The 24,078-nt window shown below is 40.3% G+C and carries 30 protein-coding genes; 20 read left to right on the plus strand and 10 right to left on the minus strand.

Annotated features, from left to right (window positions below; translation table 11 throughout):
* Positions 1-37: 37 nt before the first annotated feature.
* Both rluA and rapA read right to left on the minus strand, forming a co-directional pair.
* The gene (gene rluA, locus L5B71_RS10440) at positions 38-697 is read right to left on the minus strand and encodes a bifunctional tRNA pseudouridine(32) synthase/23S rRNA pseudouridine(746) synthase RluA (protein WP_265758319.1); all 660 of its coding nucleotides are present in this window, start codon (positions 695-697) and stop codon (positions 38-40) included.
* Positions 697-3,591: an RNA polymerase-associated protein RapA gene (rapA, locus tag L5B71_RS10445; protein WP_265758320.1), complete on the minus strand. Its 2,895-nt coding sequence runs from the start codon at positions 3,589-3,591 to the stop codon at positions 697-699. Before rapA ends, rluA begins: the two co-directional genes overlap by 1 nt.
* Before the next feature lie 248 nt (positions 3,592-3,839).
* Between rapA and pnuC the strand changes: the two genes are divergently transcribed.
* From pnuC to rpsQ, 13 genes are all read left to right on the plus strand, one after another.
* Positions 3,840-4,520: a nicotinamide riboside transporter PnuC gene (gene pnuC, locus L5B71_RS10450; protein ID WP_265758321.1), complete on the plus strand. Its 681-nt coding sequence runs from the start codon at positions 3,840-3,842 to the stop codon at positions 4,518-4,520.
* Positions 4,521-5,316: 796 nt separating this feature from the next.
* Positions 5,317-5,634, plus strand: a complete 318-nt coding sequence (metJ, locus tag L5B71_RS10455; protein WP_265758323.1) for a met regulon transcriptional regulator MetJ — start codon at positions 5,317-5,319, stop codon at positions 5,632-5,634.
* A 245-nt stretch (positions 5,635-5,879) separates the two neighbouring features.
* On the plus strand, positions 5,880-6,191 hold the full coding sequence (gene rpsJ, locus L5B71_RS10460) for a 30S ribosomal protein S10 (RefSeq protein ID WP_001181005.1): 312 nt from the start codon (positions 5,880-5,882) through the stop codon (positions 6,189-6,191).
* 16 nt (positions 6,192-6,207) lie between these two features.
* Positions 6,208-6,837, plus strand: coding sequence for a 50S ribosomal protein L3 (gene rplC, locus L5B71_RS10465; RefSeq protein WP_265758361.1), 630 nt, complete (start codon positions 6,208-6,210; stop codon positions 6,835-6,837).
* 15 nt (positions 6,838-6,852) lie between these two features.
* Positions 6,853-7,455 carry a 50S ribosomal protein L4 gene (gene rplD / locus L5B71_RS10470; RefSeq protein WP_103853555.1) on the plus strand — a complete coding sequence of 201 codons (603 nt, stop codon included), beginning with the start codon at positions 6,853-6,855 and terminating at the stop codon, positions 7,453-7,455.
* The gene (rplW, locus tag L5B71_RS10475) at positions 7,452-7,754 is read left to right on the plus strand and encodes a 50S ribosomal protein L23 (RefSeq protein ID WP_035687397.1); all 303 of its coding nucleotides are present in this window, start codon (positions 7,452-7,454) and stop codon (positions 7,752-7,754) included. Before rplD ends, rplW begins: the two co-directional genes overlap by 4 nt.
* A gap of 21 nt (positions 7,755-7,775) precedes the next feature.
* Positions 7,776-8,597, plus strand: a complete 822-nt coding sequence (rplB, locus tag L5B71_RS10480) for a 50S ribosomal protein L2 (protein ID WP_103853556.1) — start codon at positions 7,776-7,778, stop codon at positions 8,595-8,597.
* Between the two features lie 27 nt (positions 8,598-8,624).
* Positions 8,625-8,900, plus strand: coding sequence for a 30S ribosomal protein S19 (gene rpsS / locus L5B71_RS10485; protein ID WP_005539416.1), 276 nt, complete (start codon positions 8,625-8,627; stop codon positions 8,898-8,900).
* A 10-nt stretch (positions 8,901-8,910) separates the two neighbouring features.
* Positions 8,911-9,243, plus strand: coding sequence for a 50S ribosomal protein L22 (gene rplV / locus L5B71_RS10490; RefSeq protein WP_017805227.1), 333 nt, complete (start codon positions 8,911-8,913; stop codon positions 9,241-9,243).
* An 18-nt stretch (positions 9,244-9,261) separates the two neighbouring features.
* Positions 9,262-9,966, plus strand: a complete 705-nt coding sequence (gene rpsC, locus L5B71_RS10495) for a 30S ribosomal protein S3 (RefSeq protein ID WP_103853557.1) — start codon at positions 9,262-9,264, stop codon at positions 9,964-9,966.
* A gap of 13 nt (positions 9,967-9,979) precedes the next feature.
* Positions 9,980-10,390 (plus strand): 50S ribosomal protein L16, encoded by a 411-nt coding sequence (gene rplP, locus L5B71_RS10500; RefSeq protein ID WP_103853558.1) that lies wholly within the window; start codon positions 9,980-9,982, stop codon positions 10,388-10,390.
* Positions 10,390-10,581 (plus strand): 50S ribosomal protein L29, encoded by a 192-nt coding sequence (gene rpmC, locus L5B71_RS10505; RefSeq protein ID WP_017805230.1) that lies wholly within the window; start codon positions 10,390-10,392, stop codon positions 10,579-10,581. Before rplP ends, rpmC begins: the two co-directional genes overlap by 1 nt.
* Positions 10,581-10,835 (plus strand): 30S ribosomal protein S17, encoded by a 255-nt coding sequence (rpsQ, locus tag L5B71_RS10510; RefSeq protein ID WP_017805231.1) that lies wholly within the window; start codon positions 10,581-10,583, stop codon positions 10,833-10,835. Before rpmC ends, rpsQ begins: the two co-directional genes overlap by 1 nt.
* Before the next feature lie 98 nt (positions 10,836-10,933).
* Here the strand turns inward: rpsQ and L5B71_RS10515 are convergent, their stop codons facing one another.
* Positions 10,934-11,689 (minus strand): DUF3944 domain-containing protein, encoded by a 756-nt coding sequence (locus L5B71_RS10515; protein ID WP_265758325.1) that lies wholly within the window; start codon positions 11,687-11,689, stop codon positions 10,934-10,936.
* 125 nt (positions 11,690-11,814) lie between these two features.
* Here L5B71_RS10515 and L5B71_RS10520 point away from each other — a divergent pair, with 125 nt between their 5' ends.
* The 5 genes from L5B71_RS10520 (at position 11,815) to L5B71_RS10540 (ending at position 16,577) form a co-directional block, all read left to right on the plus strand.
* A complete protein-coding gene (locus L5B71_RS10520) occupies positions 11,815-12,249 on the plus strand; it encodes a helix-turn-helix domain-containing protein (RefSeq protein ID WP_265758326.1) in 435 nt (144 codons plus the stop codon).
* A 45-nt stretch (positions 12,250-12,294) separates the two neighbouring features.
* Positions 12,295-13,254 (plus strand): asparaginase, encoded by a 960-nt coding sequence (locus L5B71_RS10525; RefSeq protein WP_265758327.1) that lies wholly within the window; start codon positions 12,295-12,297, stop codon positions 13,252-13,254.
* 184 nt (positions 13,255-13,438) lie between these two features.
* Positions 13,439-13,867, plus strand: coding sequence for a 50S ribosomal protein L11 (gene rplK / locus L5B71_RS10530; RefSeq protein ID WP_103854413.1), 429 nt, complete (start codon positions 13,439-13,441; stop codon positions 13,865-13,867).
* 3 nt (positions 13,868-13,870) lie between these two features.
* On the plus strand, positions 13,871-14,560 hold the full coding sequence (gene rplA, locus L5B71_RS10535) for a 50S ribosomal protein L1 (RefSeq protein ID WP_265758328.1): 690 nt from the start codon (positions 13,871-13,873) through the stop codon (positions 14,558-14,560).
* Positions 14,561-15,041: 481 nt separating this feature from the next.
* A complete protein-coding gene (locus L5B71_RS10540; RefSeq protein ID WP_265758330.1) occupies positions 15,042-16,577 on the plus strand; it encodes a YifB family Mg chelatase-like AAA ATPase in 1,536 nt (511 codons plus the stop codon).
* Positions 16,578-16,580: 3 nt separating this feature from the next.
* Here the strand turns inward: L5B71_RS10540 and pgeF are convergent, their stop codons facing one another.
* Positions 16,581-17,315 carry a peptidoglycan editing factor PgeF gene (gene pgeF / locus L5B71_RS10545; protein WP_265758331.1) on the minus strand — a complete coding sequence of 245 codons (735 nt, stop codon included), beginning with the start codon at positions 17,313-17,315 and terminating at the stop codon, positions 16,581-16,583.
* 1 nt (position 17,316) lies between these two features.
* Positions 17,317-18,291: a 23S rRNA pseudouridine(1911/1915/1917) synthase RluD gene (rluD, locus tag L5B71_RS10550; protein ID WP_265758332.1), complete on the minus strand. Its 975-nt coding sequence runs from the start codon at positions 18,289-18,291 to the stop codon at positions 17,317-17,319.
* Positions 18,292-18,387: 96 nt separating this feature from the next.
* On the opposite strand from rluD, the gene L5B71_RS10555 reads away from it, so the two are divergent.
* Positions 18,388-19,179 (plus strand): outer membrane protein assembly factor BamD, encoded by a 792-nt coding sequence (locus L5B71_RS10555; RefSeq protein ID WP_265758334.1) that lies wholly within the window; start codon positions 18,388-18,390, stop codon positions 19,177-19,179.
* A 107-nt stretch (positions 19,180-19,286) separates the two neighbouring features.
* Here the strand turns inward: L5B71_RS10555 and L5B71_RS10560 are convergent, their stop codons facing one another.
* On the minus strand, positions 19,287-20,057 hold the full coding sequence (locus L5B71_RS10560) for a DeoR/GlpR family transcriptional regulator (RefSeq protein WP_265758335.1): 771 nt from the start codon (positions 20,055-20,057) through the stop codon (positions 19,287-19,289).
* Positions 20,058-20,084: 27 nt separating this feature from the next.
* Positions 20,085-20,948: a rhomboid family intramembrane serine protease gene (locus tag L5B71_RS10565; protein WP_265758336.1), complete on the minus strand. Its 864-nt coding sequence runs from the start codon at positions 20,946-20,948 to the stop codon at positions 20,085-20,087.
* A gap of 43 nt (positions 20,949-20,991) precedes the next feature.
* On the opposite strand from L5B71_RS10565, the gene L5B71_RS10570 reads away from it, so the two are divergent.
* Positions 20,992-21,312, plus strand: a complete 321-nt coding sequence (locus L5B71_RS10570; RefSeq protein ID WP_265758337.1) for a DUF5389 domain-containing protein — start codon at positions 20,992-20,994, stop codon at positions 21,310-21,312.
* A 140-nt stretch (positions 21,313-21,452) separates the two neighbouring features.
* Here the strand turns inward: L5B71_RS10570 and purT are convergent, their stop codons facing one another.
* The 3 genes from purT to secE form a co-directional block, all read right to left on the minus strand.
* Positions 21,453-22,634, minus strand: coding sequence for a formate-dependent phosphoribosylglycinamide formyltransferase (purT, locus tag L5B71_RS10575; protein WP_265758338.1), 1,182 nt, complete (start codon positions 22,632-22,634; stop codon positions 21,453-21,455).
* A gap of 140 nt (positions 22,635-22,774) precedes the next feature.
* Positions 22,775-23,326, minus strand: coding sequence for a transcription termination/antitermination protein NusG (nusG, locus tag L5B71_RS10580; protein WP_265758339.1), 552 nt, complete (start codon positions 23,324-23,326; stop codon positions 22,775-22,777).
* Between the two features lies 1 nt (position 23,327).
* Complete coding sequence (gene secE, locus L5B71_RS10585) at positions 23,328-23,741, minus strand: preprotein translocase subunit SecE (protein ID WP_265758340.1); 414 nt, start codon at positions 23,739-23,741, stop codon at positions 23,328-23,330.
* Between the last annotated feature and the right edge of the window lie 337 nt (positions 23,742-24,078).

Here is a 24,078-nt window from a genome sequence, read left to right on the forward strand (position 1 = left end):
TTTTTACATTTAAATTATCAACAAACCCTAGAACGAATTAAAACGGTACATCTGCTGTGAAATTCATTATTCCACCCGTTAAAGGGTGGCGAATTTGTAAGGATTGTGCGTGTAAACACAAACGTGGCGACATCGCTTTCGCTTGTGGGTGAGCATAAAACTTATCGCCTAAAATAGGGTGGCCAAGGGCAAGCATATGTAGCCTTAATTGGTGCGAACGCCCTGTAATTGGGGTGAGCTTTACCCTTGTACTGTTATTCGGTAGGCGTTCTAAAATTTCAAAATTTGTTACCGCACTTTTACCCAGTTCAAAACAAATTTTCTGTCTAGGCCGATTTTCCCAATCGCAAATCAGCGGCAAATTCACCGTGCCGCTATCTTGCGCTAAATGCCCCCAAACGAGCGCTTGATAAGATTTTTTCGGCTCACGCTCGCGAAACTGGCGCTTGAGTTCTTTATCCGCCAGCTTGCTCATCGCAAACAGCAAAATCCCACTGGTTGCCATATCAAGACGGTGCGCCGGCTCACAAAAGCCATATTTTTCTTTTACGCGCGACATTGCGCTGTCATAATATTGCGGTTGGTTACCTGGCACCGAAAGCAAACCGCTCGGCTTATTTACCAATAAAATATGGTTGTCGTGATAAATAACGTCCAACCAAGGTTCGCGTGGGGGATTGTAGTCAATTAATGCCATTATTTACTCTTATTGCTGATAATCACACGCAGGCTATCCAAGCGCCAAGTGGCTTTGTGCAAGTGTTGTAAAATCTGCTCGCGCTCGGCACTGAGTGCGTCAATTTCATTTTGGCGAATAGTTTTATTCACTTGTTTTAACGCCTGCAAGCGGGTTAATTCGCTATCCAAACGCTGTACAGCTTGCTGCTCTGATTGTTCAATTAATCTCTGTGCTTGTTCGCCAATTTGACGTTCGCCTGCTTGTAATAATTGTTCAATATTAGCGCGCAACATTTTAATCACCTTGCTCGCCATTTGTTTTGCCATTGGTTTAAGCTGTTTTTGTAGCAGTTCAAAGCCCACTTTATCCGATAAATTATGACCTTTGCCATCAATTAATAATCGCACTGGCGTTGGTGGTAAAAAGCGAGTGAGCTGCAAACCGCGTGGCGCTTGGGCTTCCACAATGTAAATGAGTTCCAACCACAGCGATCCCACAGGCAGTTCATTATTAATCAACAATGATACGGCAGTTTTGCCAATCTCGCCATCAGTAATCAAATCAATGCCGTTGCGGATCATCGGGTGATCCCAAGTGAGAAACTCAACGTCTTCGCGCGCCACGGCTAAATTACGATCAAAGGTTACTGTTAAGCCTTCTTCTTTTAAGCCTGGGAAATCTGGCACCAGCATTGTGCCTGTGGGGTGAATAACAATGCTCTTTTCGCCGAGCTCTTCTTGTTCCACGCCAATAATATCGAACAAATTCAAGGTGAAATTAATTAATTCGCTTGAACCATCTTGCTCGCCAATGGCTTCGGCCAAAGCTTGGGCTTGTTCGCCACCGTTAGAATTAATTTCTAATAGACGATCCCTGCCTTGATCAAGCTGCACTTTTAAGGCATCACGCTCGCTTCGGGTCTGAGCGACAAATTCATCAAAGGCCGCATTCTGTTCATTATGCTGTAAAAAATCTTGTAATTTTGCACCGCACTTTTCAAACAAGGTTGCCCCCATCGGGCAAGTTTCTTCAAATGCGTTTAGCCCTTGATGATACCATTTTGCCAACAGAACTTGCGGACTATCCGCAAAACAAGGGGCGTAAATTTCAATGTCTTGCGTTTGCCCAATACGATCTAGGCGTCCTATGCACTGTTCCAATAAATCAGGATTATCAGGCAAGTTAAACAGCACCAAATGATGCGCAAACTGGAAATTTCGCCCTTCTGAACCAATGCTGGACGTGAGCAACACCTGCGCACCCTCTTCCTGTTGAGCAAAGTAAGCCGCGGCTTTATCCCGTTCCACAATGGACATATTTTGATGGAACACAGCGCTGCGAATGGCTTCTTTTTCGCGTAAGGCTTTCTCTAGCTGAATGGCGGTTTTGGCTTGATGACAAATCACCAACACTTTTTCTTCACGGTAAGATTGTAAGAAATCAATCAACCATTCCACACGCGGATCAAAATCCCACCAAGCGGCATCAGGATTCATTTTCTGGAAGATCTGCTCGGGGTAAAATAAATCGCTGGTTTTCACTTCACCAAGCATTTTCAGCACACCAATAGCATTGCGATATTGCTTTGGCATTGGCAAGGTGATTTCGTGATAATGACGCAGCGGGAAGCCTTTCACGCCTTGGCGGGTATTACGAAATAACACACGACTGGTGCCGTGGCGATCAAGCAGATTTTCCACTAAGGTTTCACGTGCTTGCGCTTTTTTCTCGCTATGATGAAGATCCGCTAATAATTCGTTAATATCTTGATCAGACAGCAATTCCGCTAAATGTTTTTCTTCTTGCGTGCTTAATGGCTGTTCGCTCAGCAATCCATTCACGGCTTCAGCCACTGGTTGATAATGCTGCTGTTCTTGCACAAAAGCATTGTAATCATAAAAGCGATCGGGATCGAGCAATTTTAAGCGCGCGAAATGGCTTTCTTGCCCTAATTGTTCAGGGGTTGCCGTCAGCAATAACACGGCTGGAATATGGATCGCCAACTGCTCGACAATTTGATAAGCCAAACTTGGCGCTTGTTCCGACCATTCAAGATGATGCGCTTCATCGACAATCAATAAATCAAATTCCGCACTAATCAGCTGTTCCGCGCGATTAGGCTTTTGCACCAACCAATCTAGGGCGCAAATAATTAAGGATTCCGTTTTAAACGGATTGGCTACTACACCACCCTCAAGACCATCAAAATCAGTGCAACGTTCTTCATCAAAAAGGGAGAAATGTAAATTAAAACGGCGCAGCATTTCCACAAGCCATTGATGTTGCAAGGTTTCTGGCACGATAATTAGCACACGATCGACCTTTTCAGCAAACAACTGTTGCTGCAAGATCATTCCTGCTTCAATGGTTTTGCCTAACCCCACTTCATCGGCTAACAACACTCGCGGCGCAATACGTTGCCCCACTTCTTTAGCAATATGCAATTGGTGGGCAATTAACCCACCGCGAATACCGCGTAAGCCACGCAATGGTGATTGATACTGGGCTTGGCGTTGTTGCAAAGCTCGATAACGCAGCAAAAATTGGCTTGCACGATCAATCTGCCCTGCGAATAAACGTTCTTGCGGCTTACTAAAGGCAATTTGCGCACTGAGATCAGCTTCTTGTAATAGGGTTTCTTGCCCATCTGCTTTTTGTACTAAATAGAATGCCAGCCCGTTATGATCTAACACTTCAAGCACCTTGCCCTGCCAGCCGTCTTTGTGACGAATCTCATCACCCACTTGAAAAATCACGCGTACTAAAGGAGCATTATCTAAAGCATAAATACGAATTTCTTCGGCGGCAGGAAAATTTAGCGTCACCGTACGGTGATTAACTTCTGCAACCACACCCAAGCCAAGATCATTTTCACTTTCACTAATCCAACGCTGACCAACGATAAAGGACATAAAATTTACTCTTATTTTATTGTTATAGCTAAATGGCAAATTCTTATAATAGACCATTTAGAAAAGATTTTATTACCAAAAAAGCGGCTATTTTAACGATCTTGCTGTAAAAAACAAATGAAAATATATACAACAAAACACCCTAAAAACCCTAAAAACAGAAAGAAAAATGTAGCCTATACTTGACTTTTAAAAAGTGCGGTGCAAAAATCGTAATGTTTTTTATTTCACTTAGTAAGGATAATACAATGCGTTTTTCTCAAACTCTCAAAAATGAATTGTTCGGTGGCTGGAGACCTTTTGAAGTGGTCTGGCTTTTCTTGTTTATTGCAGCACAGCTTTACGCCTATGTACAATCGCCTGTGTCTTGGTTGGAAGCACTCGCAGGGATTTCGGGAATCTTATGCGTCGTGTTTGTGGGCAAAGGGAAAATCAGTAACTATTTCTTCGGTTTGATTTTTGCTTATAGCTATTTCTATGTGTCTTTAGACAACAAGTTTTATGGTGAAATGACCACAACCCTTTATGTTTATATTCCTGCCCAATTTATCGGTTATTTCTTATGGAAAGAAAATATGCGCAACAGCACAGAACAAAGCGAAACGGTCATCGCCAAATTTCTTACCTTAAAAGGTTGGGTAACCCTAATTAGCCTTGTGGCACTAGGGTCTATTGCCTTTATCAGCATTTTAAAAACCACAGATGGCAATTCTATTGGCTTAGATGGCGTAACCACCGTATTTGTTATTGCTGCACAATTATTGATGATTTTACGCTATAGCGAACAATGGATTCTATGGATTATCATCAATATTCTTTCAATCATACTCTGGGCAGACACCCCTGCGATGTATTTAATGTACGGGGCTTACTTGCTCAACTCGTTATATGGCTACTATAACTGGTCGAAATTAGCAAAAAACTCATAGTAAAATGACCACGCTTTATTTTAGGGGATGTATTAGATTAGACCTAAATTTTGCACCAAAATGGCTCTTTTTTATCCGTGTTTAGTGGATTAAAATTGAACCGAAACTGACATTTTGTAAAAATAACGGAAAAGATTTCTTATCAATTCCGTTATTCTTTCTTAGCGGTCAATTAGGCTGATTTCAAAAATTTTCTATTTTATTAATATGATTTTTTACTTATACAAAATGAGTTGAATAATTCATCCTGAAATACTTAAACACGCTTAACATCAAGCACATCATAACGATGGTAATAGCCGTTTCAGGCAGCTTTTACTTTTAATAACAGGGAGTAAGGTATAAATGTTAGTGTGTTCAAAGACAATCGCATAGACTTTTTATTCTCATTTCAGCATTCCCAAACGGCAGCTTCCCCAATTAGCTAACACACCTTTTTCCCCTCTATTCTCTCATCTAGCTAATTTTCATCTAGTTCTATCTCACCTGTAAAAATTTGATTGGCATCCCGGACAAAATAATGCTCCCTTATTTTTCGAAATAGGGTTAATTTCTAGTAAATTTACTACAGGCTACAGATAGGCTATGATTTCAAAGTACAAAAAACACTAGTCATTTTTTCTATATGAATTCTTATTCTACAAGGAGTCATCTTGATTTTCATAGGGCCAATATAACCCTTATTCTAATACGCCTCGCAATTTTTAGCTATCTAGAAGTCTTAATGTCTAGATTGTTATTTCAGCAATTTTTGATTAGAATAGGTTTAGTTTTGTCTAGATTTAAGGTGTAAATTATGGCTAATTGGGATGGTAAATATATTAGTCCTTATGCAGAACACGGTAAGAAGAGTCAGCAAGTAAAGAAAATTACGGTATCTATTCCAATTAAGGTGCTAGAAATTTTAACAAATGAGCGGACAAGACGTCAGCTAAAAAATTTACGCCATGCGACAAATAGTGAGTTGTTATGTGAGGCATTTTTGCACGCATTTACAGGGCAGCCATTGCCTACCGATGAGGATTTGTTAAAAGATCGTTATAACGAAATACCTGAACAGGCGAAGAAAATTATGCGTGAATTAGATATTGATCCTGAAGCATGGGAATATTAAATTTTAGATTCCATTTTGAAATTAGTTGCAATCCTTGTTTTAGTTAAGTATAATCCACAAGCTTTCAATACAAAGCCCTTTAGTGTAATCATTTATTAAAGGTGTATTACAGATTTTGTAATATATAAAATGTTCTCGATTTGGGAACTATAATATTAGGTTACTGCACTTCCCTTTCAATTAGCTTTATGAAAGGTGATGGTGTCAGTTTTATTTTAGCTAAAAATTATTGGAGCTCTGGTCTAATGCAGAACCAAAGAATCCGTATCCGTTTAAAAGCATTTGATCATCGTTTGATTGATCAATCTACAGCGGAGATCGTAGAAACAGCTAAACGTACTGGTGCACAAGTTCGTGGTCCAATTCCTTTACCAACGCGTAAAGAACGCTTTACCGTGTTGATTTCTCCACACGTTAATAAAGACGCTCGTGACCAATACGAAATTCGTACGCACAAACGTTTAGTAGATATAGTAGAACCAACAGAAAAAACTGTTGATGCATTAATGCGTTTAGATTTGGCTGCCGGCGTTGACGTGCAGATCAGCCTAGGTTAATTAAGAGGTTATGACAATGATTGGTTTAGTCGGTCGTAAAGTTGGTATGACTCGTATCTTCAATGAAGATGGTGTGTCTATACCTGTTACAGTTATCGAAATCCAAGCAAACCGTGTAACTCAAGTTAAAACTCTTGAAAACGATGGCTATACTGCAATTCAAGTTACTACTGGTTCTAAAAAAGCGAATCGTGTAACTAAGCCTGAAGCAGGCCATTTCGTGAAAGCCGGTGTTGAAGCTGGTCGCGGTTTATGGGAATTTCGTACAACTGAAGGTGAAGAATTCACTTTAGGTCAAGAAATTAATGTTGACATCTTTGCAGATGTTAAAAAAGTGGATGTTACTGGCACATCTAAAGGTAAGGGTTTCCAAGGTGGTGTTAAACGTTGGAATTTCCGTACTCAAGATGCAAGCCACGGTAACTCTTTATCACATCGTGTACTTGGTTCTATTGGTCAAAACCAAACTCCAGGTCGTGTGTTTAAAGGTAAAAAAATGGCTGGACACTTAGGTGCTGAGCGTGTAACCGTTCAATCACTTGAAGTTGTTCGTGTTGATGCTGAGCGTAATTTATTATTAGTTAAAGGTTCTGTACCTGGTGCAACTAATAGTGATGTTATCGTTAAACCAGCAGTTAAAGCATAAGTCTAGGAGATAGAGATGGAATTACAAGTTGTAGGTGCAAACGCACTAACTGTTTCTGAAACTACCTTCGGACGTGAGTTTAATGAAGCGTTAATCCACCAAGTAGTTGTTGCTTATGCAGCAGGTGCTCGTCAAGGTTCTCGTGCCCAAAAAACTCGTGCTGAAGTGTCTGGTTCAGGTAAAAAGCCTTGGCGTCAAAAAGGTACTGGTCGTGCTCGCGCAGGTGATGTGAAATCACCAATTTGGCGTTCAGGTGGTGTAACTTTCGCAGCGAAACCACAAGATCACAGCCAAAAAGTGAACAAAAAAATGTACCGTGGTGCAATCAAAAGCATTCTATCTGAGCTTGTTCGTCAAGATCGTTTAGTTGTTGTTGAAAAATTCGAAATCGATGCACCAAAAACTAAAGCCTTAGTTCAAAAATTAAAAGATATGGCGTTAACTGACGCTCTTATCATCACTGCAAACTTAGATGAGAATTTATTCTTGGCTGCACGTAACTTATACAAAGTAGATGTTCGTGATGTCCAAGGTATCGATCCAGTGAGTTTAATCGCTTTTGATAAAGTGGTTTTAACTGTTGATGCAGTGAAACAAATTGAGGAGATGTTAGCATGATTCAACAAGAACGTTTGCTAAAAGTGTTAAAAGCACCTCACGTCTCTGAGAAAGCAACAAATAACGCTGAGAAGTCAAACACCATCGTTTTCAAAGTCGCTTTAGATGCCAACAAAGCAGAGATTGCAAAAGCTGTTGCAGAATTATTTGAAGTGAAAGTAGATTCTGTTCGTACTGTTGTAGTTAAAGGTAAAACTAAACGCCGTGGTACGAAGATGGGACATCGCAGTGACTGGAAAAAAGCTTATGTAACTCTTCAAGAAGGTCAATCACTTGACTTTGTTGAAGGTGCAGAGTAATTACGGAGGAGAAAGAAATAAATGGCTATCGTAAAATGTAAGCCGACCTCCGCTGGTCGTCGTCACGTTGTTAAAATCGTAAACCCTGAATTACATAAAGGGAAACCTTACGCACCATTATTAGATAGTAAATCTAAAACTGGTGGTCGTAATAATTTAGGACGTATTACTACTCGCCATATCGGTGGTGGTCATAAGCAACATTACCGTTTAATCGATTTCAAACGTAACAAGTTAGATATCCCAGCGGTTGTTGAGCGTCTTGAATATGATCCAAATCGCAGCGCAAATATTGCTTTAGTGCTTTATAAAGATGGTGAACGCCGTTATATCTTAGCACCTAAAGGTTTAAGCGCGGGTGATCAAATCCAAGCAGGCGTAAACGCACCTATTAAAGTTGGTAACTCATTACCAATGCGTAATATCCCTGTTGGTTCAACTGTACATAATGTTGAATTAAAACCAGGTAAAGGCGGACAACTTGCACGTTCTGCTGGTGCTTATGTACAAATTATTGCTCGTGAAGGTAACTATGTAACTTTACGTCTTCGCTCAGGTGAAATGCGTAAAGTGTTAGCTGAATGTTCTGCAACCATTGGTGAAGTGGGTAATTCAGAGCATATGCTTCGCGTTCTTGGTAAAGCTGGTGCTAACCGCTGGAGAGGCGTACGCCCGACAGTTCGTGGTACAGCGATGAACCCTGTTGATCACCCTCACGGTGGTGGTGAAGGTCGTAACTTTGGTAAACACCCAGTTACTCCTTGGGGCGTTCAAACCAAAGGTAAGAAAACTCGCCATAACAAACGTACTGATAAATACATCGTACGTCGTCGTGGTAAATAATTTTTTAATCAATTAAGAGGATAAGCCATGCCACGTTCTCTCAAGAAGGGTCCTTTCCTTGACCTACACTTGTTGAAGAAGGTAGAGAAGGCGGTGGAAAGCGGGGATAAAAAACCAATTAAAACTTGGTCCCGTCGTTCAATGATCATTCCTTCAATGATCGGATTGACCATCGCAGTCCATAATGGTCGTCAGCACGTTCCAGTTTATGTATCGGACGAAATGATTGGTCATAAACTCGGTGAATTTGCACCGACTCGTACTTACCGCGGACACGCTGCGGATAAGAAAGCTAAGAAGTAAGGGGTAAAAGATGGAGACTATAGCTAAACATCGTTACGCTCGCACTTCAGCGCAAAAAGCTCGCTTAGTAGCGGATTTAATCCGCGGTAAAAAAGTAGATCAAGCGTTAGAAATTTTAACTTTCACTAACAAAAAAGCGGCATCGCTAGTTAAGAAAGTGCTTGAGTCTGCTATCGCTAATGCTGAGCATAATGATGGTGCAGATATCGATGATCTTAAAGTGACTAAGATTTTCGTAGATGAAGGTCCTAGTATGAAACGTGTTATGCCACGTGCTAAAGGCCGTGCAGATCGTATTTTAAAACGTACAAGCCACATCACTGTGGTTGTGTCAGATCGTTAATTTAGTAGAGGAATAGCAATGGGTCAAAAAGTCCATCCAAATGGTATTCGCCTAGGTATTGTTAAGCCTTGGAGCTCTACTTGGTTTGCGAATACACAAGATTTCGCATCTAACTTAGATGGCGATTTCAAAGTGCGTCAATTCTTAAATAAAGAATTAGCGAATGCTTCCGTTTCACGCATCACTATTGAGCGTCCAGCGAAAAGTATTCGTGTAACAATTCACACAGCTCGTCCAGGTATCGTAATCGGTAAAAAAGGCGAAGATGTTGAAAAATTACGTAACGCTGTTGCGGCTATCGCCGGTGTTCCAGCACAAATCAACATCGCTGAAGTGAAAAAACCTGAATTAGATGCAAAATTAGTTGCTGATAGCATCGCTTCACAACTTGAACGCCGTGTAATGTTCCGCCGTGCAATGAAACGTGCAGTACAAAACGCAATGCGTTTAGGTGCTAAAGGTATCAAAGTTGAAGTAAGCGGTCGTTTAGGTGGTGCAGAAATTGCTCGTTCAGAATGGTATCGTGAAGGTCGTGTACCATTACATACACTGCGTGCGGACATCGATTATAACACTGCAGAAGCTCACACAACATACGGCGTAATCGGCGTTAAAGTGTGGATCTTCAAAGGTGAGATTCTTGGTGGAATGGCTGCAATTGAACAACAACCGGAACAACAACCTACCACGCCTAAAAAGCCACGTGGTAAAGGTCGTAAGTAAGGAGAATTGCTAAATGTTGCAACCAAAACGTACAAAATTCCGTAAAGTCCAAAAAGGTCGTAACCGTGGAATTGCAGGTGGTACAGAAGTTAGCTTCGGTACCTTCGGTTTGAAAGCAGTTGGTCGTGGTCGTTTAACCGCTCGCCAAATTGAGGCAGCACGTCGTGCGATGACTCGTGCGATTAAACGTCAAGGTAAAATCTGGATCCGTGTGTTCCCAGATAAACCAATTACTGAAAAACCATTAGAAGTCCGTATGGGTAAAGGTAAAGGTAACGTTGAATACTGGGTAGCTTTAATCCAGCCGGGTAAAGTACTTTATGAAATGGATGGCGTGTCTGAAGAATTGGCAAGAAACGCATTTGCACTTGCGGCAGCGAAATTGCCAATTAAGACAACATTCGTAACTAAAACGGTGATGTAATGAAAGCTCAAGAACTACGTACAAAAACTGTTGAAGAGCTGAATGCTGAATTGGTTAACTTGTTAGGTGAGCAATTCAAATTGCGTATGCAAGCAGCCACCGGTCAGCTTCAACAAACCCATCAGTTAAAACAAGTGCGTCGCAGTATTGCACAAGTGAAAACTGTATTAACCGAAAAGGCGGGTGAGTAATGACTGATAATATTCGTAGCGTACAAGGTAAAGTTGTTAGTGACAAAATGGATAAATCTTTTGTTGTTGCTATCGAACGTAAGGTGAAACACCCGTTATACGGTAAATTTATCCGTCGTACAACAAAATTACACGTACACGATGAAAACAACGAAGCAAAATTAGGTGATGTAGTAGAAGTTCGCGAATGTCGCCCAATTTCAAAAACTAAGTCCTGGACTTTAGTTCGCGTTGTGGAAAAAGCAGTAATCTAATTTATTAGTTATCGCTTTAAATAAAATAAAAGCCAATGGTGAGTGCCATTGGCTTTTTTACTATCTAAAGCTACAAAATTTTTGTCTGCTCTTTATTTTTAGAGATTAACTTGGTTAGCAGCTTCAATAGCTTCTCTATTTTCAGATAACTTTCTTAAATAGGATATTTCAATCACTGCTGGGATAGTGATGCGATAGGCTGGTCCAGCTATATCAACTGCTGTCCATAAACCTGTAATTACCCAACCTATTGGGCCAGCTAAAATAGAGGCTACTCTAGTAAGCGTTGCATTTGCTGTAGCAGTAAGTCCTCGTCCTATTAATGTTTTTAATACAGCGTTTACAATAATTACAGTTAGTTGGTAAGATTTAAATCCTCCAGCCTTAAATATAGCAAGAAATGTTGCAGTTAATCCCTGAGAAGTTAATACTGCTGGTACACCAAGTTCATTTGCTAGTTTTTCTCTCTCTTCTGGCGTCATTTTTTCAAGTGCTTCTTTTAAAATTTTCATCAATAAATTTTCTTCAATTTGTTGTACGGAAGAGTACTTATTGTAATTAACTTTCATTTTATCGCATACATCACAAAGTACTTCTTTATAAGGTACACCGCGTCCACCACGAAATAAATTTACAAGAGTATTCCCACCAAAGAGTTGAATTTCTGCAGCAATATTTTGCCAATATTTTGAGTGTTCCGGGTAATAACGTTTGTAATCATCACTGCTGGTAAGTTCCTCTGTTAGACGTGAATTTCCATCTTTATCGTGAGTTAATAGATAAACGAGTTGATCTAATTCATCAGATGAACAGTTAGCCAAAAATTCTAAATCTGGATCGTGACGATATGCCATAATAAATTTCCTCATAGTTGGTTAAAAAACATTTATAGTCTAATTTTATGCGTTATACTTAACCAGCGACGAAAAGTTACACTTGACTATCCAAAATCATCTGTTACCTACCGAAAAGAGGCGATATGAAACCAAAAGATATAGTTAGACAGAAAATTCGTGATATACGAGAAGATAAAAAAATCACTCAAGCAGCAATGGCGGAACTTTTGCATATGTCAGAAGGAGGCTATGCCAAGATTGAAAGAGGTGAAACAGAAATCAAGATTGATCGCCTTGCAAATATTGCCCAAATCCTTGGGGTAGAAATGGTGGATTTAATTCCTTTTGGGGAAAGTACAATTATTTTTAATAATTCCAATGATAATTTTAGTAATTCCAGCAATTTTAACCTCGCCTTAGGTGAACCTGCATCTCAAAGCGAAATTATTCGTTTGAATGATGTTATTCAAGCAAAAAATGAAATTTTAGATAGTCGTGATCGTGAAATTGAGAGCTTAAAACAGCAAATTGCAACACTAGAGAAACTTATCGTTGCGTTAGAAACGAATTCTAACTAAAGTGCGGTATTTTTTATACGTTTTGTTAGAATAATTTTTGATTATATGAAAAAACTTCTCGTTCTCCACACAGGTGGAACAATTTCAATGCATGCGGATAGTCATGGTAAAGTGGCGCCAAATGCCAGTAATCCAATGACCAAAGTCGGGTTCGATTTGCATAATGTTAAAGTGGAATCGGTCGATTTTCTTAATCTTCCTAGCCCACATATTCGCCTTGAGCATATGCTTGCGTTGAGCCAAAAAATTAAACAAGCAGCGGTTAACTATGATGGCGTGGTGATTACACACGGTACAGATACGCTAGAAGAAACCGCCTATTTTCTTGATACAATGCAGCTGCCAAATATACCTATCGTGATTACGGGTGCAATGCGCTCAAATAATGAATTAGGCAGCGATGGCATTTATAATTACCTTTCCGCTTTACGTGTGGCAAGTTTTCAAAAAAGTGTGGGCAAAGGCGTGTTAGTGGTAATGAATGATGAGATTCATGCAGCTAAATATGTCACCAAAACTCATACCACTAACGTTTCCACTTTCCAAACACCTACCCATGGACCTTTGGGCGTAATAATGAAAAAGGATATTCTCTTTTTCAAAACCGCTGAACCGCGTGTACGCTTTGATTTAGAAAAGGTGAGTGGGAATATACAAATCATCAAGACTTACGCAGGAATGGATAGCTGGTTATTTGAACAATTAGATGTTCAAAAGTTAGATGGTTTAGTTATAGAAGCATTAGGTGCGGGAAATATTCCACCGCAAGCAACAAAAGGATTACAGCGGTTGATTGCAAATAATATTCCTGTTGTATTAGTTTCTCGTTGTTTTAATGGTATCGCTGAACCTGTTTATAATTATGAAGGGGGCGGTGCAAGTTTACAAGAAAAAGGCGTAATGTTTGTGAAAGAGCTCAATGCACAGAAAGCACGCTTAAAATTACTGATCGCACTTAATGCAGGGTTACAAGGCGAAGCACTTAAAGACTATATGGAAGGCTAATTTTCTTGTTTTTATGTGAGAATCCTGCTTGAACCTTAAGCAAATTTTTTGTATAATCGACTGCTGTTACGAGCAAATTTTGCTCGTATTTTTATGTAATCGCACTGTTAGGTAATTTTACTATTAAGGTGCTTTCAATCACGGGGAGCTGAAAAGCGTTATCACCCATAACGAGGAAATTAAAATGGCAAAGAAAGTTCAAGCCTATATTAAGTTGCAAGTTGCAGCAGGTATGGCTAACCCTTCACCACCAGTTGGTCCTGCATTAGGTCAACAAGGTGTGAACATTATGGAATTCTGTAAAGCATTCAACGCACGTACCGAAAGCTTAGAAAAAGGTTTACCGATTCCAGTAGTGATCACTGTATATGCAGACCGTTCATTCACTTTTGTTACTAAAACTCCACCAGCAGCGGTATTATTGAAAAAAGCAGCTGGCATTAAATCTGGTTCTGGTAAACCGAACAAAGATAAAGTAGGTAAAGTAACTCAAGCGCAAATCCGTGAAATCGCAGAAACTAAAGCAGCGGATATGACTGGCGCAACAATCGAAACTAAGATGAAATCTATTGAAGGTACTGCACGTTCAATGGGTTTGGTAGTGGAGGACTAATCAATGGCTAAACTAACCAAACGTATGAAAGCAATCAAAGCAGGTGTTGATTCAACCAAAGCTTATGAAATCAATGATGCGATCGCAGTATTAAAACAATTTACTAGCGCCAAATTCGTAGAAAGCGTTGATGTAGCTGTAAATTTAGGTATTGATGCTCGTAAATCTGACCAAAACGTTCGTGGTGCGACTGTATTACCAAATGGTACTGGTCGTAACGTTCGCGTTGCTGTGTTCACTCAAGGTGCTAACGCAGAAGCAGCGAAAGAAGCGGGTGCAGATTTAGTGGGTATGGAAGATTTAGCAGAGCAAATCAAGAAAGGCGAAATGGACTTCGATGTTGTTATCGCTTCTCCTGATGCAATGCGTGTTGTAGGTCAGTTAGGTCAAATCTTAGGACCGCGTGGCTTAATGCCAAACCCAAAAGTAGGTACTGTAACACCAAACGTTGCTGAAGCAGTGAAAAATGCGAAATCTGGTCAGGTTCGTTACCGTAATGATAAAAACGGTATTATCCACACCACAATTGGTAAAGCAGACTTCACACCTGAGCAATTAAAAGAAAACTTACAAGCTTTATTGAATGCCTTAACAAAAGCAAAACCAGCTTCTGCAAAGGGTGTATTCATTAAGAAAGTAAGTCTTTCTACTACTCAAGGTGCTGGCGTTTCAATAGATCAAACTAGCCTATAGTATCATTTTATGAAAAAGGACACTATCAAGTGTCCTTTTTATTGCCTGCTCATCAATTATCTATCTAGAAATTATTTTTTACACTCAGAGAACAAGTAATAAGATTTCCATTAACACCGCTAGTGTGCAATTCTTGATTTATTTGCTCTTATATCTCCCCCCCCCACATCACTACCGATTACTTTGTTTCTGATACTCTCATTGATAGTCTTTGATTCTCATGTTTACTACAGTTCTAAGTAAAGTCAAAATTAGTGACCTAGGTAAAAGATGATAACTTTTATACTTAACCTTTTAGATTAAGAGCGGTTTTATCTTTTTAGCAACTCCATATGTGACATATTATCTTATAAGCAGTCCTAAATATCAGGAACTTGTTCTATTTTCACGATCTGGATCGCAAAAAAGTGCGGTGGTAATTTTCTTTTTTTTAGTTTTTTCTATATTCGTTCTTAACATCAAGCAAGATGAAGGATGATAAATGTCGTTAGCCATTGTTTATAGCCGTGCTTCAATGGGGGTGCAAGCCCCTTTAGTAACTATTGAAGTACATTTGAGTAACGGAAAACCGGGGTTTACCCTTGTTGGCTTACCTGAAAAAACGGTCAAAGAAGCACAAGATCGGGTACGAAGTGCCTTGCTTAATGCCAATTTTAAATATCCCGCCAAGCGAATTACGGTAAACCTTGCGCCTGCGGATTTACCTAAAGACGGTGGGCGTTTTGATCTTCCTATTGCAATTGGAATTTTAGCCGCTTCTGAGCAAGTTAATCCTGAACGTTTAAAGCAATTTGAGCTACTGGGTGAACTGGCTTTAACGGGGAAATTGCGTGGGGTTCACGGCATTATTCCTGCGATTTTAGCCGCTAAAAAAGTGCGCCGGTGCCCGATTATTGCTAGACAAAATGCCAATGAAGCCGCTTTAGTTGCAGATCAAAAAAGTTATTTCGCACAAAATTTATTAGAAGTGGTGGAGTTTATTAATGAGCAAGCAATACTGCCCCTTGCCACGGATTTAACCACACAAAGTGGGGGGGATTTTTCTTTTAAAAATCAAGCAGATTTAACAGATATTATTGGTCAGCAACACGCTAAGCGAGCCTTAACCATTGCCGCCGCTGGGCAACATAATTTATTGCTTTTAGGGCCACCGGGTACGGGCAAAACAATGCTTGCCAGCCGTTTAACTGGATTATTGCCAGAAATGACTGAGCAAGAAGCCATAGAAACGGCTTCCGTTACCAGCCTTGTACAAAATGAGCTAAATTTTCAAAACTGGAAACAACGCCCATTTCGTGCTCCCCACCACAGTGCATCTTTACCTGCCTTAGTGGGTGGGGGCACGATCCCAAGACCCGGTGAAATATCTCTTTCACATAATGGCGTGCTGTTTTTAGATGAGCTGCCAGAGTTTGATCGCCGTGTGCTAGATGCGTTACGTCAGCCACTGGAAAGTGGTGAAATCATTATTTCGCGTGCCAATGCAAAAATCTGTTTTCCCGCCAAATTTCAATTGATTGCAGCAATGAATCCTAGCCCCACAGGGCATTACACAGGCGTACATAATCGTACTTCACCACAGCAAGTAATGCGATATTTAAACCGTCTTTCTGGACCATTTTTAGACCGCTTTGATTTATCGATTGAAGTCCCACTTCTGCCTAAAGGAGCATTACAACATATTGAAAATAAAGGTGAAACCAGTGAGCAAGTGCGGTCAAAAATTATTAAAGTTCGTGAAATTCAATTTTCCCGTGCAGGAAAAATCAATGCACTCTTAAGCAGTAAAGAAATTGAGCGAGATTGCAAAATTAGCTCGGAAGACAGCATTTTCCTTGAAAATACGCTAACTCAATTAGGACTTTCTGTACGTGCCTATCACCGTATTTTAAAAGTAGCCCGTACTATTGCGGATCTTAATAATGAGCTACAAATTCAACGTCCTCATTTAGCTGAGGCACTTTCTTATCGTGCAATGGATAGGTTGTTACAGAAATTAGCAAAAAATATAGGATAGGGCCTATTCAAACCAAATCAACGATGCCATTCTCCCTGTCTGTTTATCTCGGCGGTAAGAGAAAAACGCGTTTTTTTCAAGATAAGTGCAATGTTCACCTCCGCTAATCTGCGAAATACCGAGTTTTCCCAGCCGTAATCGAGCAATATGATAGAGATCAGCAAGGTATTTGCCTTGCTCACTAGGATCTCGCACAAAAGCTTGTGCGGCACTGGGATCTTGCGCGATAAATTGTTGGCGAACGTCTTCTCCTACCTGGAAAGAACGCGGACCAATGGCAGGCCCAAGCCACGCTATGATCTGCTGCGGTTCAGCTTGGAATTGTTGTACCGTTTGTTCTAACACGCCATCACATAACCCACGCCAGCCTGCGTGTGCGGCGGCGACTTCATTACCTTGTTGATTAGTAAACAAGACAGGCAGACAATCTGCGGTCATTACAAGACAAACTTGGTTCGGTTGGTTGGTGTAAACCGCATCGGCATCTAAATTATTGCCGTCATAAGGCAAGCGTATTACCCTAGTGCTGTGAGTTTGATTTAGGAAAAGCGGAAACTGTGGTAAATGAAATTGTTCCACTAACAAAGTGCGGTTGGTTTTTACCACATTTTTATCATCGCCAACGTGATCGCCCAGATTCAAGCTATCATAAGGCGCTTGGCTGACGCCACCTTGACGGAGGGTGGTAAAAGCGTGAATATTGGCAGGTGCTATCCAGTTAGGGTTGAGTGCGTCCATTTTAGTAATCCAATTCATCTTTATGGGCAAGGTAGTCGGCTTTTAAGGCATTCACTAAGCCAACGAAATCTTCTGGTAATGGCGCATACCATTCCATTAATTCCCCTGTGATTGGGTGTTCTAAGCGTAACATTATCGCGTGCAGAGCTTGGCGTTTGAAATCACGCAAGGTTGTGAGCAACTGTTCACTGGCGTTTTTTGGGGGGCGAGGGCGTCCGCCATAAGTTTGATCGCCTAATAATGGGTGGGCAATATGTGCCATATGCACGCGAATTTGGTGAGTTCGACCGGTTTCAAGCCGCAGACGCAGACGCGTGTAATTACGGAAACGCTCCATAATGCGATAATGCGTTACCGCAGGCTTACCCATTGGGTGAACTGCCATATGGGTACGCTTGGTTGGGTGGCGCGCCATTGGTTCGTCCACCGTGCCACCCTGGGTCATAATGCCGTAAGCGATGGCTTCATATTCACGGGTGATTTTGCGTTTTTGCAGATCTCGCACCAATTTGGTTTGTGCAGGAATCGTTTTTGCCACCACCATTAAGCCTGTGGTGTCTTTATCTAAACGGTGAACAATGCCCGCTCTTGGCACTTCCGCAATCGACGGATAATGATAAAGCAAGGCATTGAGTACTGTACCATTCGGGTTGCCAGCGCCGGGGTGAACCACCATATCTTTTGGCTTATTAATGACTAAAATATCATCATCTTCATAGACAGTATTGAGCGGAATATTTTCTGGCTCAAAGCGGGTTTCATCTTCCACTTCAACATTAATGCTTATCTGTTCTCCACCATAAACCTTACTGCGTGGCACATTCACCACTTCACCGTTTACTTTCACTAGATCGCTTTCGATCCAGGTTTTTAAACGTGAACGAGAATAATCAGGGAACATTTCCGCTAAACTTTGGTCTAAACGTTGTCCCATTTGGCTTGGCAGAACTTCTGCCGATAACGTAAGATATGCCATAAATAAATCCGTGAATAATTTGCTTATTTAGCAATGTGCTATAAAATAGGGTGCATTGTAACTTATTTATCATTGCTCGTAAAAAAGGAATCATCAATGCGTAAATTAAAATCTCTCGTCCTGATTGCGCTTAGCGCTTTTGTTATCACTGCGTGTTCAAATACTTCGCGTGAAATTGAGCAAGCCTCACCACAGGATCTTTACACTAAAGGGCAGGCCTATTTACAAGATGGCGATTATTCTGAGGCAATTCGCTATTTAGATGCGTTAAAGACTCGTTATCCAACGAATAACTATGCAATCCAAAATCAGCTTGATTTAATTTATGCCTACTATAAGGCTAAAGATTATACGAAAACATTAATGACGGCAGAACGCTTTTTACAGCAATATCCAAATAGCTCACAGTTAGATTATGTGGTGTATATGGCTGGTTTAACAAACTTTGCAATGGGTGAAAATGCTTTCCAAGACTTTTTTGGTATTGATCGTTCAACTAGAGAATCTACTGCTATGAAGCGTGCGTTCGCCAATTTCCAAACATTGATTGACCATTTTCCAAATAGTCCATATGCCCAAGATGCCTTGTTACGTATGGCATATATCAAAGCTAGCTTAGCTCGCCATGAATTAGCGATTGCAAAATTCTATATGAAACGTAATGCTTACGTAGCGGTGGCTAACCGTGTAGTAGGTATGTTACAACAATATCCAGATACTAAAGCTACGCTCGAGGCTTTGCCTTTAATGAGAGAGGCGTATGAGAAAATGAATTTGAAAAAGTTGTCAGATAAAACTCAAATATTAATCGACGCCAATAAAAACAAACAATTTGCAGATATTAAAAAACCTGCAGAGCCAGAATTCTCGAGACCAAATGCTCAATAATTCTCTAATCTAATTTTTATATAATGATGGTAAGCATTTGCTTACCATTTTTTCTTATTTGCTCCGTTTCTTTTGTAAAAACTACAACTTGTTAAGGCTGTATTAGATTAACTCTCAATTTCCCCACAAATATGCACGGCGGTGTTACTTCCTTCTAGTAGTTGAATAATGCTCTCTGACGGTGAGGTATCAGTAAACAAATGGCTAAGCTCGGTTAATGATCCCAAGCAGACCATTGCACGACGGTTAAATTTAGAGTGATCTGTTGCCAAAATGATGCTACGTGAGCTTTCCATAATTGCACGTTTTACCTGCACTTCGTGATAATCATAGTCCAACAATGTGCCATCGCTATCAATTGCACTAATACCGAGAATACCGAAATCTAAACGGAATTGTTTGATAAATGTCACAGTGGCTTCACCGATAATGCCGCCATCTTGACGTAGCGATCCACCTGCCATTGTGATGTCAAAACTTTTATTTTGCATCAAAATGTAAGCAGCGTTCAGATTGTTAGTCACAATGCGTAAATTTTTGTGATTTAATAAGGCATTCGCAACCGCTTCAGGGGTTGTGCCGATGTCCATAAATAACGATGAACCATTAGGAATAATTTTCGCCACTTCTTCTGCAATGCGTCTTTTTTCCATCGAAAAGAAATGCTTACGTTCCACATAATCAGAGTTTTCTGACGTGGAAGGAGACGCCGCCCCACCGTGATGACGGCTGATTAAATTATTTTCAGCCAATTCATTCAAATCACGGCGAATAGTCTGCGGGCTAACCCCAAGCAGGCTGACTAAATCTTCCGTGCTTAAATAACCATTTTGTTTCACCAAGGAAATGATTTTTTTATGACGAAGGGATTGTTTCATTGCTTCTTCCTGATGTTGTGTTTATTTTTAAATTGTTTTTTGTGGCTTGGTAAACAAGATTTTTACCCCTGCTAATACAATGCCCGAGAGTAAGCCTGTTATGTGTGCGGTGTTTCCCATAGAAACCCCAATCAATGGGCTAACAAAACCAAAGGCGATACCAACAAGGAGCATTGTAAAAAAGCCTTGCGGTAAATGAAAGGGGTGCAGGCGACTAAATTTATCAAATACGAGAACATAACCTAACACCGCATACACCACGCCAGATAAGCCGAAAAATGCAGGCCCCGATGCTATATTTTGCGCAAAACCACTGATAAATGCAGAAAGCAGATACAACAACACTAGCGTTGCAGTGCCAAATTTCTGTTCAATTTTCCCGGCGAAAATCCACCACCACACTAAATTAAAGGTGATGTGCCAAGGGGACAGATGGACAAGACTATGCGTAAAATAACGCCAAAGTTCGGATTGTTCTATATAGCCTTCTGGATAATGGGTGGCTAGCAAAATTTCTTGATTAAAACCAAGTAACTGAAAAAGGTAAATAATCAGGCAAAGTGCGGTTAAAAAAACGGTAAATTTTTGTTGTTTCCACTGTGAAAATTGAGGAAATTTCCACCGCACTTTATTTTCATCCGTTTGTTCAATTTTGCCCGTTTCCCAGCTGGCTTGTTGGTACATTGCATCAAAAGGACGCTTTAGAAATTCATCACGTTCTTGCTCTATTTGGCTTAATAATGGGCAGTCCTCTGCCACATACACGGCAAGCATAATGCCATATTTTGTTTGTTCTTCTTTAACCTCAAGCGGAACTTGATATTTCTGTGCAATATAATCACGAAAGTAAAAAGCAAAATTACTGATTTCGCTACCAAATAGACGCTGCATTTGTTATATTCCTTTCTTCTGAAAAATTGAATAAATGATTGATATGAACAAACAAAAAATGCCCACTGGCTTTAGTCCTTTCACTTGGGCGCTAGCCATTTTTTGCCTGCCTATTTTGCTTTGGCCTTTGGCGCTACTTATCTCGCCCAATTTACTGAAAAACCCCAGTTTAAGTGATTTGCAAACCACGTTGATGTCGATTTTTTTATGGGTTTATCCTTTTATTTTAGGTATTAGTGCAAGAATACTTTACCTCATTCATCAACGCAATACCAAACAAGGAAAAGCCTTGCTTATGCTAAGTGCGGTGATTTTTTATTGTATTTTAGGCTACGTGGCAATGGTAGGGTTTCGGGTTGCATAGTCGTTAATCGTCTACGCATTTTCTCTGCTGCTTCATTTTTGTTTCCGTGGAACCATTCTGCGTATTCTAAAATTCACACGCATTTTCCACCGCACTTATTCTTTAATTGATAAGAAAGGCGAACTCTGTTCGCCTGTTAGTCATAAAATAATTTCTAACTCGTTATAAGCACGTTGCACTTTTTGTAAGGCGTCTTCCATACTTTCATCGCGAGCTAGCAGCACCCCCATTCGGCGATGGCCTTGCACTTCCCCCTTACCAAATAAGCGAATATCCGTATTGGGTTCAGCCAACACTTTTTCTAAACCTGCAAATTGTACTTGGTTAGAATGCCCTTCTACCACAATGGCTTTAGAGGCTGCCGGGCTAATAAGATTAATTTGTGGGATTGGCAAACCTAAAATCGCACGGGCGTGTAAGGCAAATTCAGAGAGTTCTTGCGAGATAAGGGTAACCATTCCCGTATCGTGCGGACGTGGCGATACTTCATTGAAAATCACATCATTCCCCGACACAAACATTTCCACGCCAAAAATCCCGCGTCCACCAAGTGCAGTGGTAATTTTCTCCGCAATTTGCTGTGCTTTAGCTAATGCTGCCGCTGACATTGCTTGTGGCTGCCAAGATTCACGATAATCACCGTTTTCTTGACGATGACCAATCGGCGCAAGGAAAGAGGTACCACCAATATGGCGAACAGTGAGCAAGGTGATTTCATAATCAAATTTTATAAAACCTTCCACAATCACACGTCCAGCCCCAGCACGTCCACCTTGTTGGGCATAATCCCACGCGGCTTGTAGTTGATCGAGCGATTTCACGATACTTTGTCCGTGTCCTGAAGAAGACATAATCGGCTTCACTACACAAGGAACACCAATTTTTTCTACCGCACGTTGAAAATCGGCAAAATTATCCACAAATTGATAAGGCGAAGTGGGCAGTCCTAATTCTTCCGCCGCCAAACGGCGAATGCCTTCGCGGTTCATTGTTAAGCGTGTGGCTTTCGCCGTAGGCACAACATTAAAGCCAGCTTGCTCTAACTCCACCAAAGTTTCTGTCGCAATCGCTTCCACTTCAGGCACAATATAATCAGGCTGTTCTTTTTCAACCAAGGCTTTCAACGCCTCGCCATCAAGCATTGAAATGGTATAAGCACGGTGTGCTACTTGCTGCGCTGGTGCATTTTCATAACGATCCACCGCAACCACTTCCACTCCCAAGCGTTGCAATTCAATCACCACCTCTTTACCAAGCTCACCAGAACCTAACATCATCACTTTTGTCGCGCTTGGCGTCAGTGCAGTTCCTAATGTTGTCATTGTGTGCCCCTTCTTTTTAAAACGATTTTACTCAATCAAATAAATTAATTGTTATGATATCTAATTAGTTTTCTTTTAGCGTCTTAGATACAAAAAAATCTGTATTCAGATACGAATACAGATTTTTTATTTGAATAAAGTTAATTTATTTTCTCCACTTGACCAAATTCTAATTCTACAGGAGTGGCTCGGCCAAATATGGAAACAGAAACTTTTAAACGACCTTTATCATAGTCAACTTCTTCTACCGTTCCATTAAAATCAGCAAATGGACCTTCTTTAACACGAACTTCTTCACCTGGTTGAAAAACCGTTCTTGGTTTTGGTTTATCCGAGTTTTGTTCAAGACGGTTAAGAATAATATCTGCTTCACGATTGCTAATTGGTGCGGGTTTATCTGGTGTTCCACCAATAAATCCCATTACCCTAGGCACACTACGAACAAGTTGCCAAGTGTAATCATTCATTTCCATTTGCACTAAAACATAACCTGGAAAATATTTACGCTCACTTTTTCTTCGTTTCCCACCAACATTCTCAACCACTTCTTCGGTTGGAACCAATACCTCACCAAATTGATCCTCCATTTGATGCAATTTAATGTATTCTCTTAATGTGGTGGCTACTCGTCCTTCAAAGCCAGAAAAGGCTTGCAATACATACCAACGTTTCTTTACTGTATTTTCTGTCATATTAGAATCTCAAATCGGTTAAAAAGTTGATTACTGTAACAATAATTGAATCTACTCCCCATAAAATTAGTGAAATAAATACAGTTACTCCAACCACTATTAGTGTAGTTTGCGTGGTTTCAGCACGGGTTGGCCAAACAATTTTCCTTAACTCAGTACGCGATGCACTTAAAAATTCTCTAGCTTTTTTGCCTTGGCTAGTAATGGCTAAAATGGCAAAGGCTACAAGCATTAATATTACTACCGCAACAACACGAATTGGAGTCGAGAACTTTTGCGCAAAATAAATATTTCCAACAGCAGCAATAGCAATGATCAGAATGCTAAGCAACCATAAAAAGGTATTTAATCCCTTCGATCTTTCACTATTTTCCGCATTTTCAATGTGTTTCTTTTTATCAATATTTGATGCCATAATCGTATCCATTTTTCAATTAAAATCGAAATTCTTTTAGAACGCAGGATTGTAGCATTTTATAATTTTGTTGCCTATTAAAATAACAGAATTTTTTTTAATTTTATAAGATAAATAACAAAATAACGATGGTGATAAAATCATTAAAATTTTCACCGCACTTTGATGCTTTCTTTGAAAATATGGATAATATTGTTATTGCATTTAGGGTGACTTGAGTGATTAAAAATGAAAAAAGGGCATCTTTCGATGCCCTCTCTTAGCTTTTCTAGTGTTACCTAGCTACAATCATTATTTGATAATTTTCGCTACAACACCCGCACCTACTGTACGACCA

Origin of the sequence: Avibacterium sp. 21-586 (genome assembly GCF_026226775.1) — a bacterium.
GTDB lineage: Bacteria > Pseudomonadota > Gammaproteobacteria > Enterobacterales > Pasteurellaceae > Avibacterium.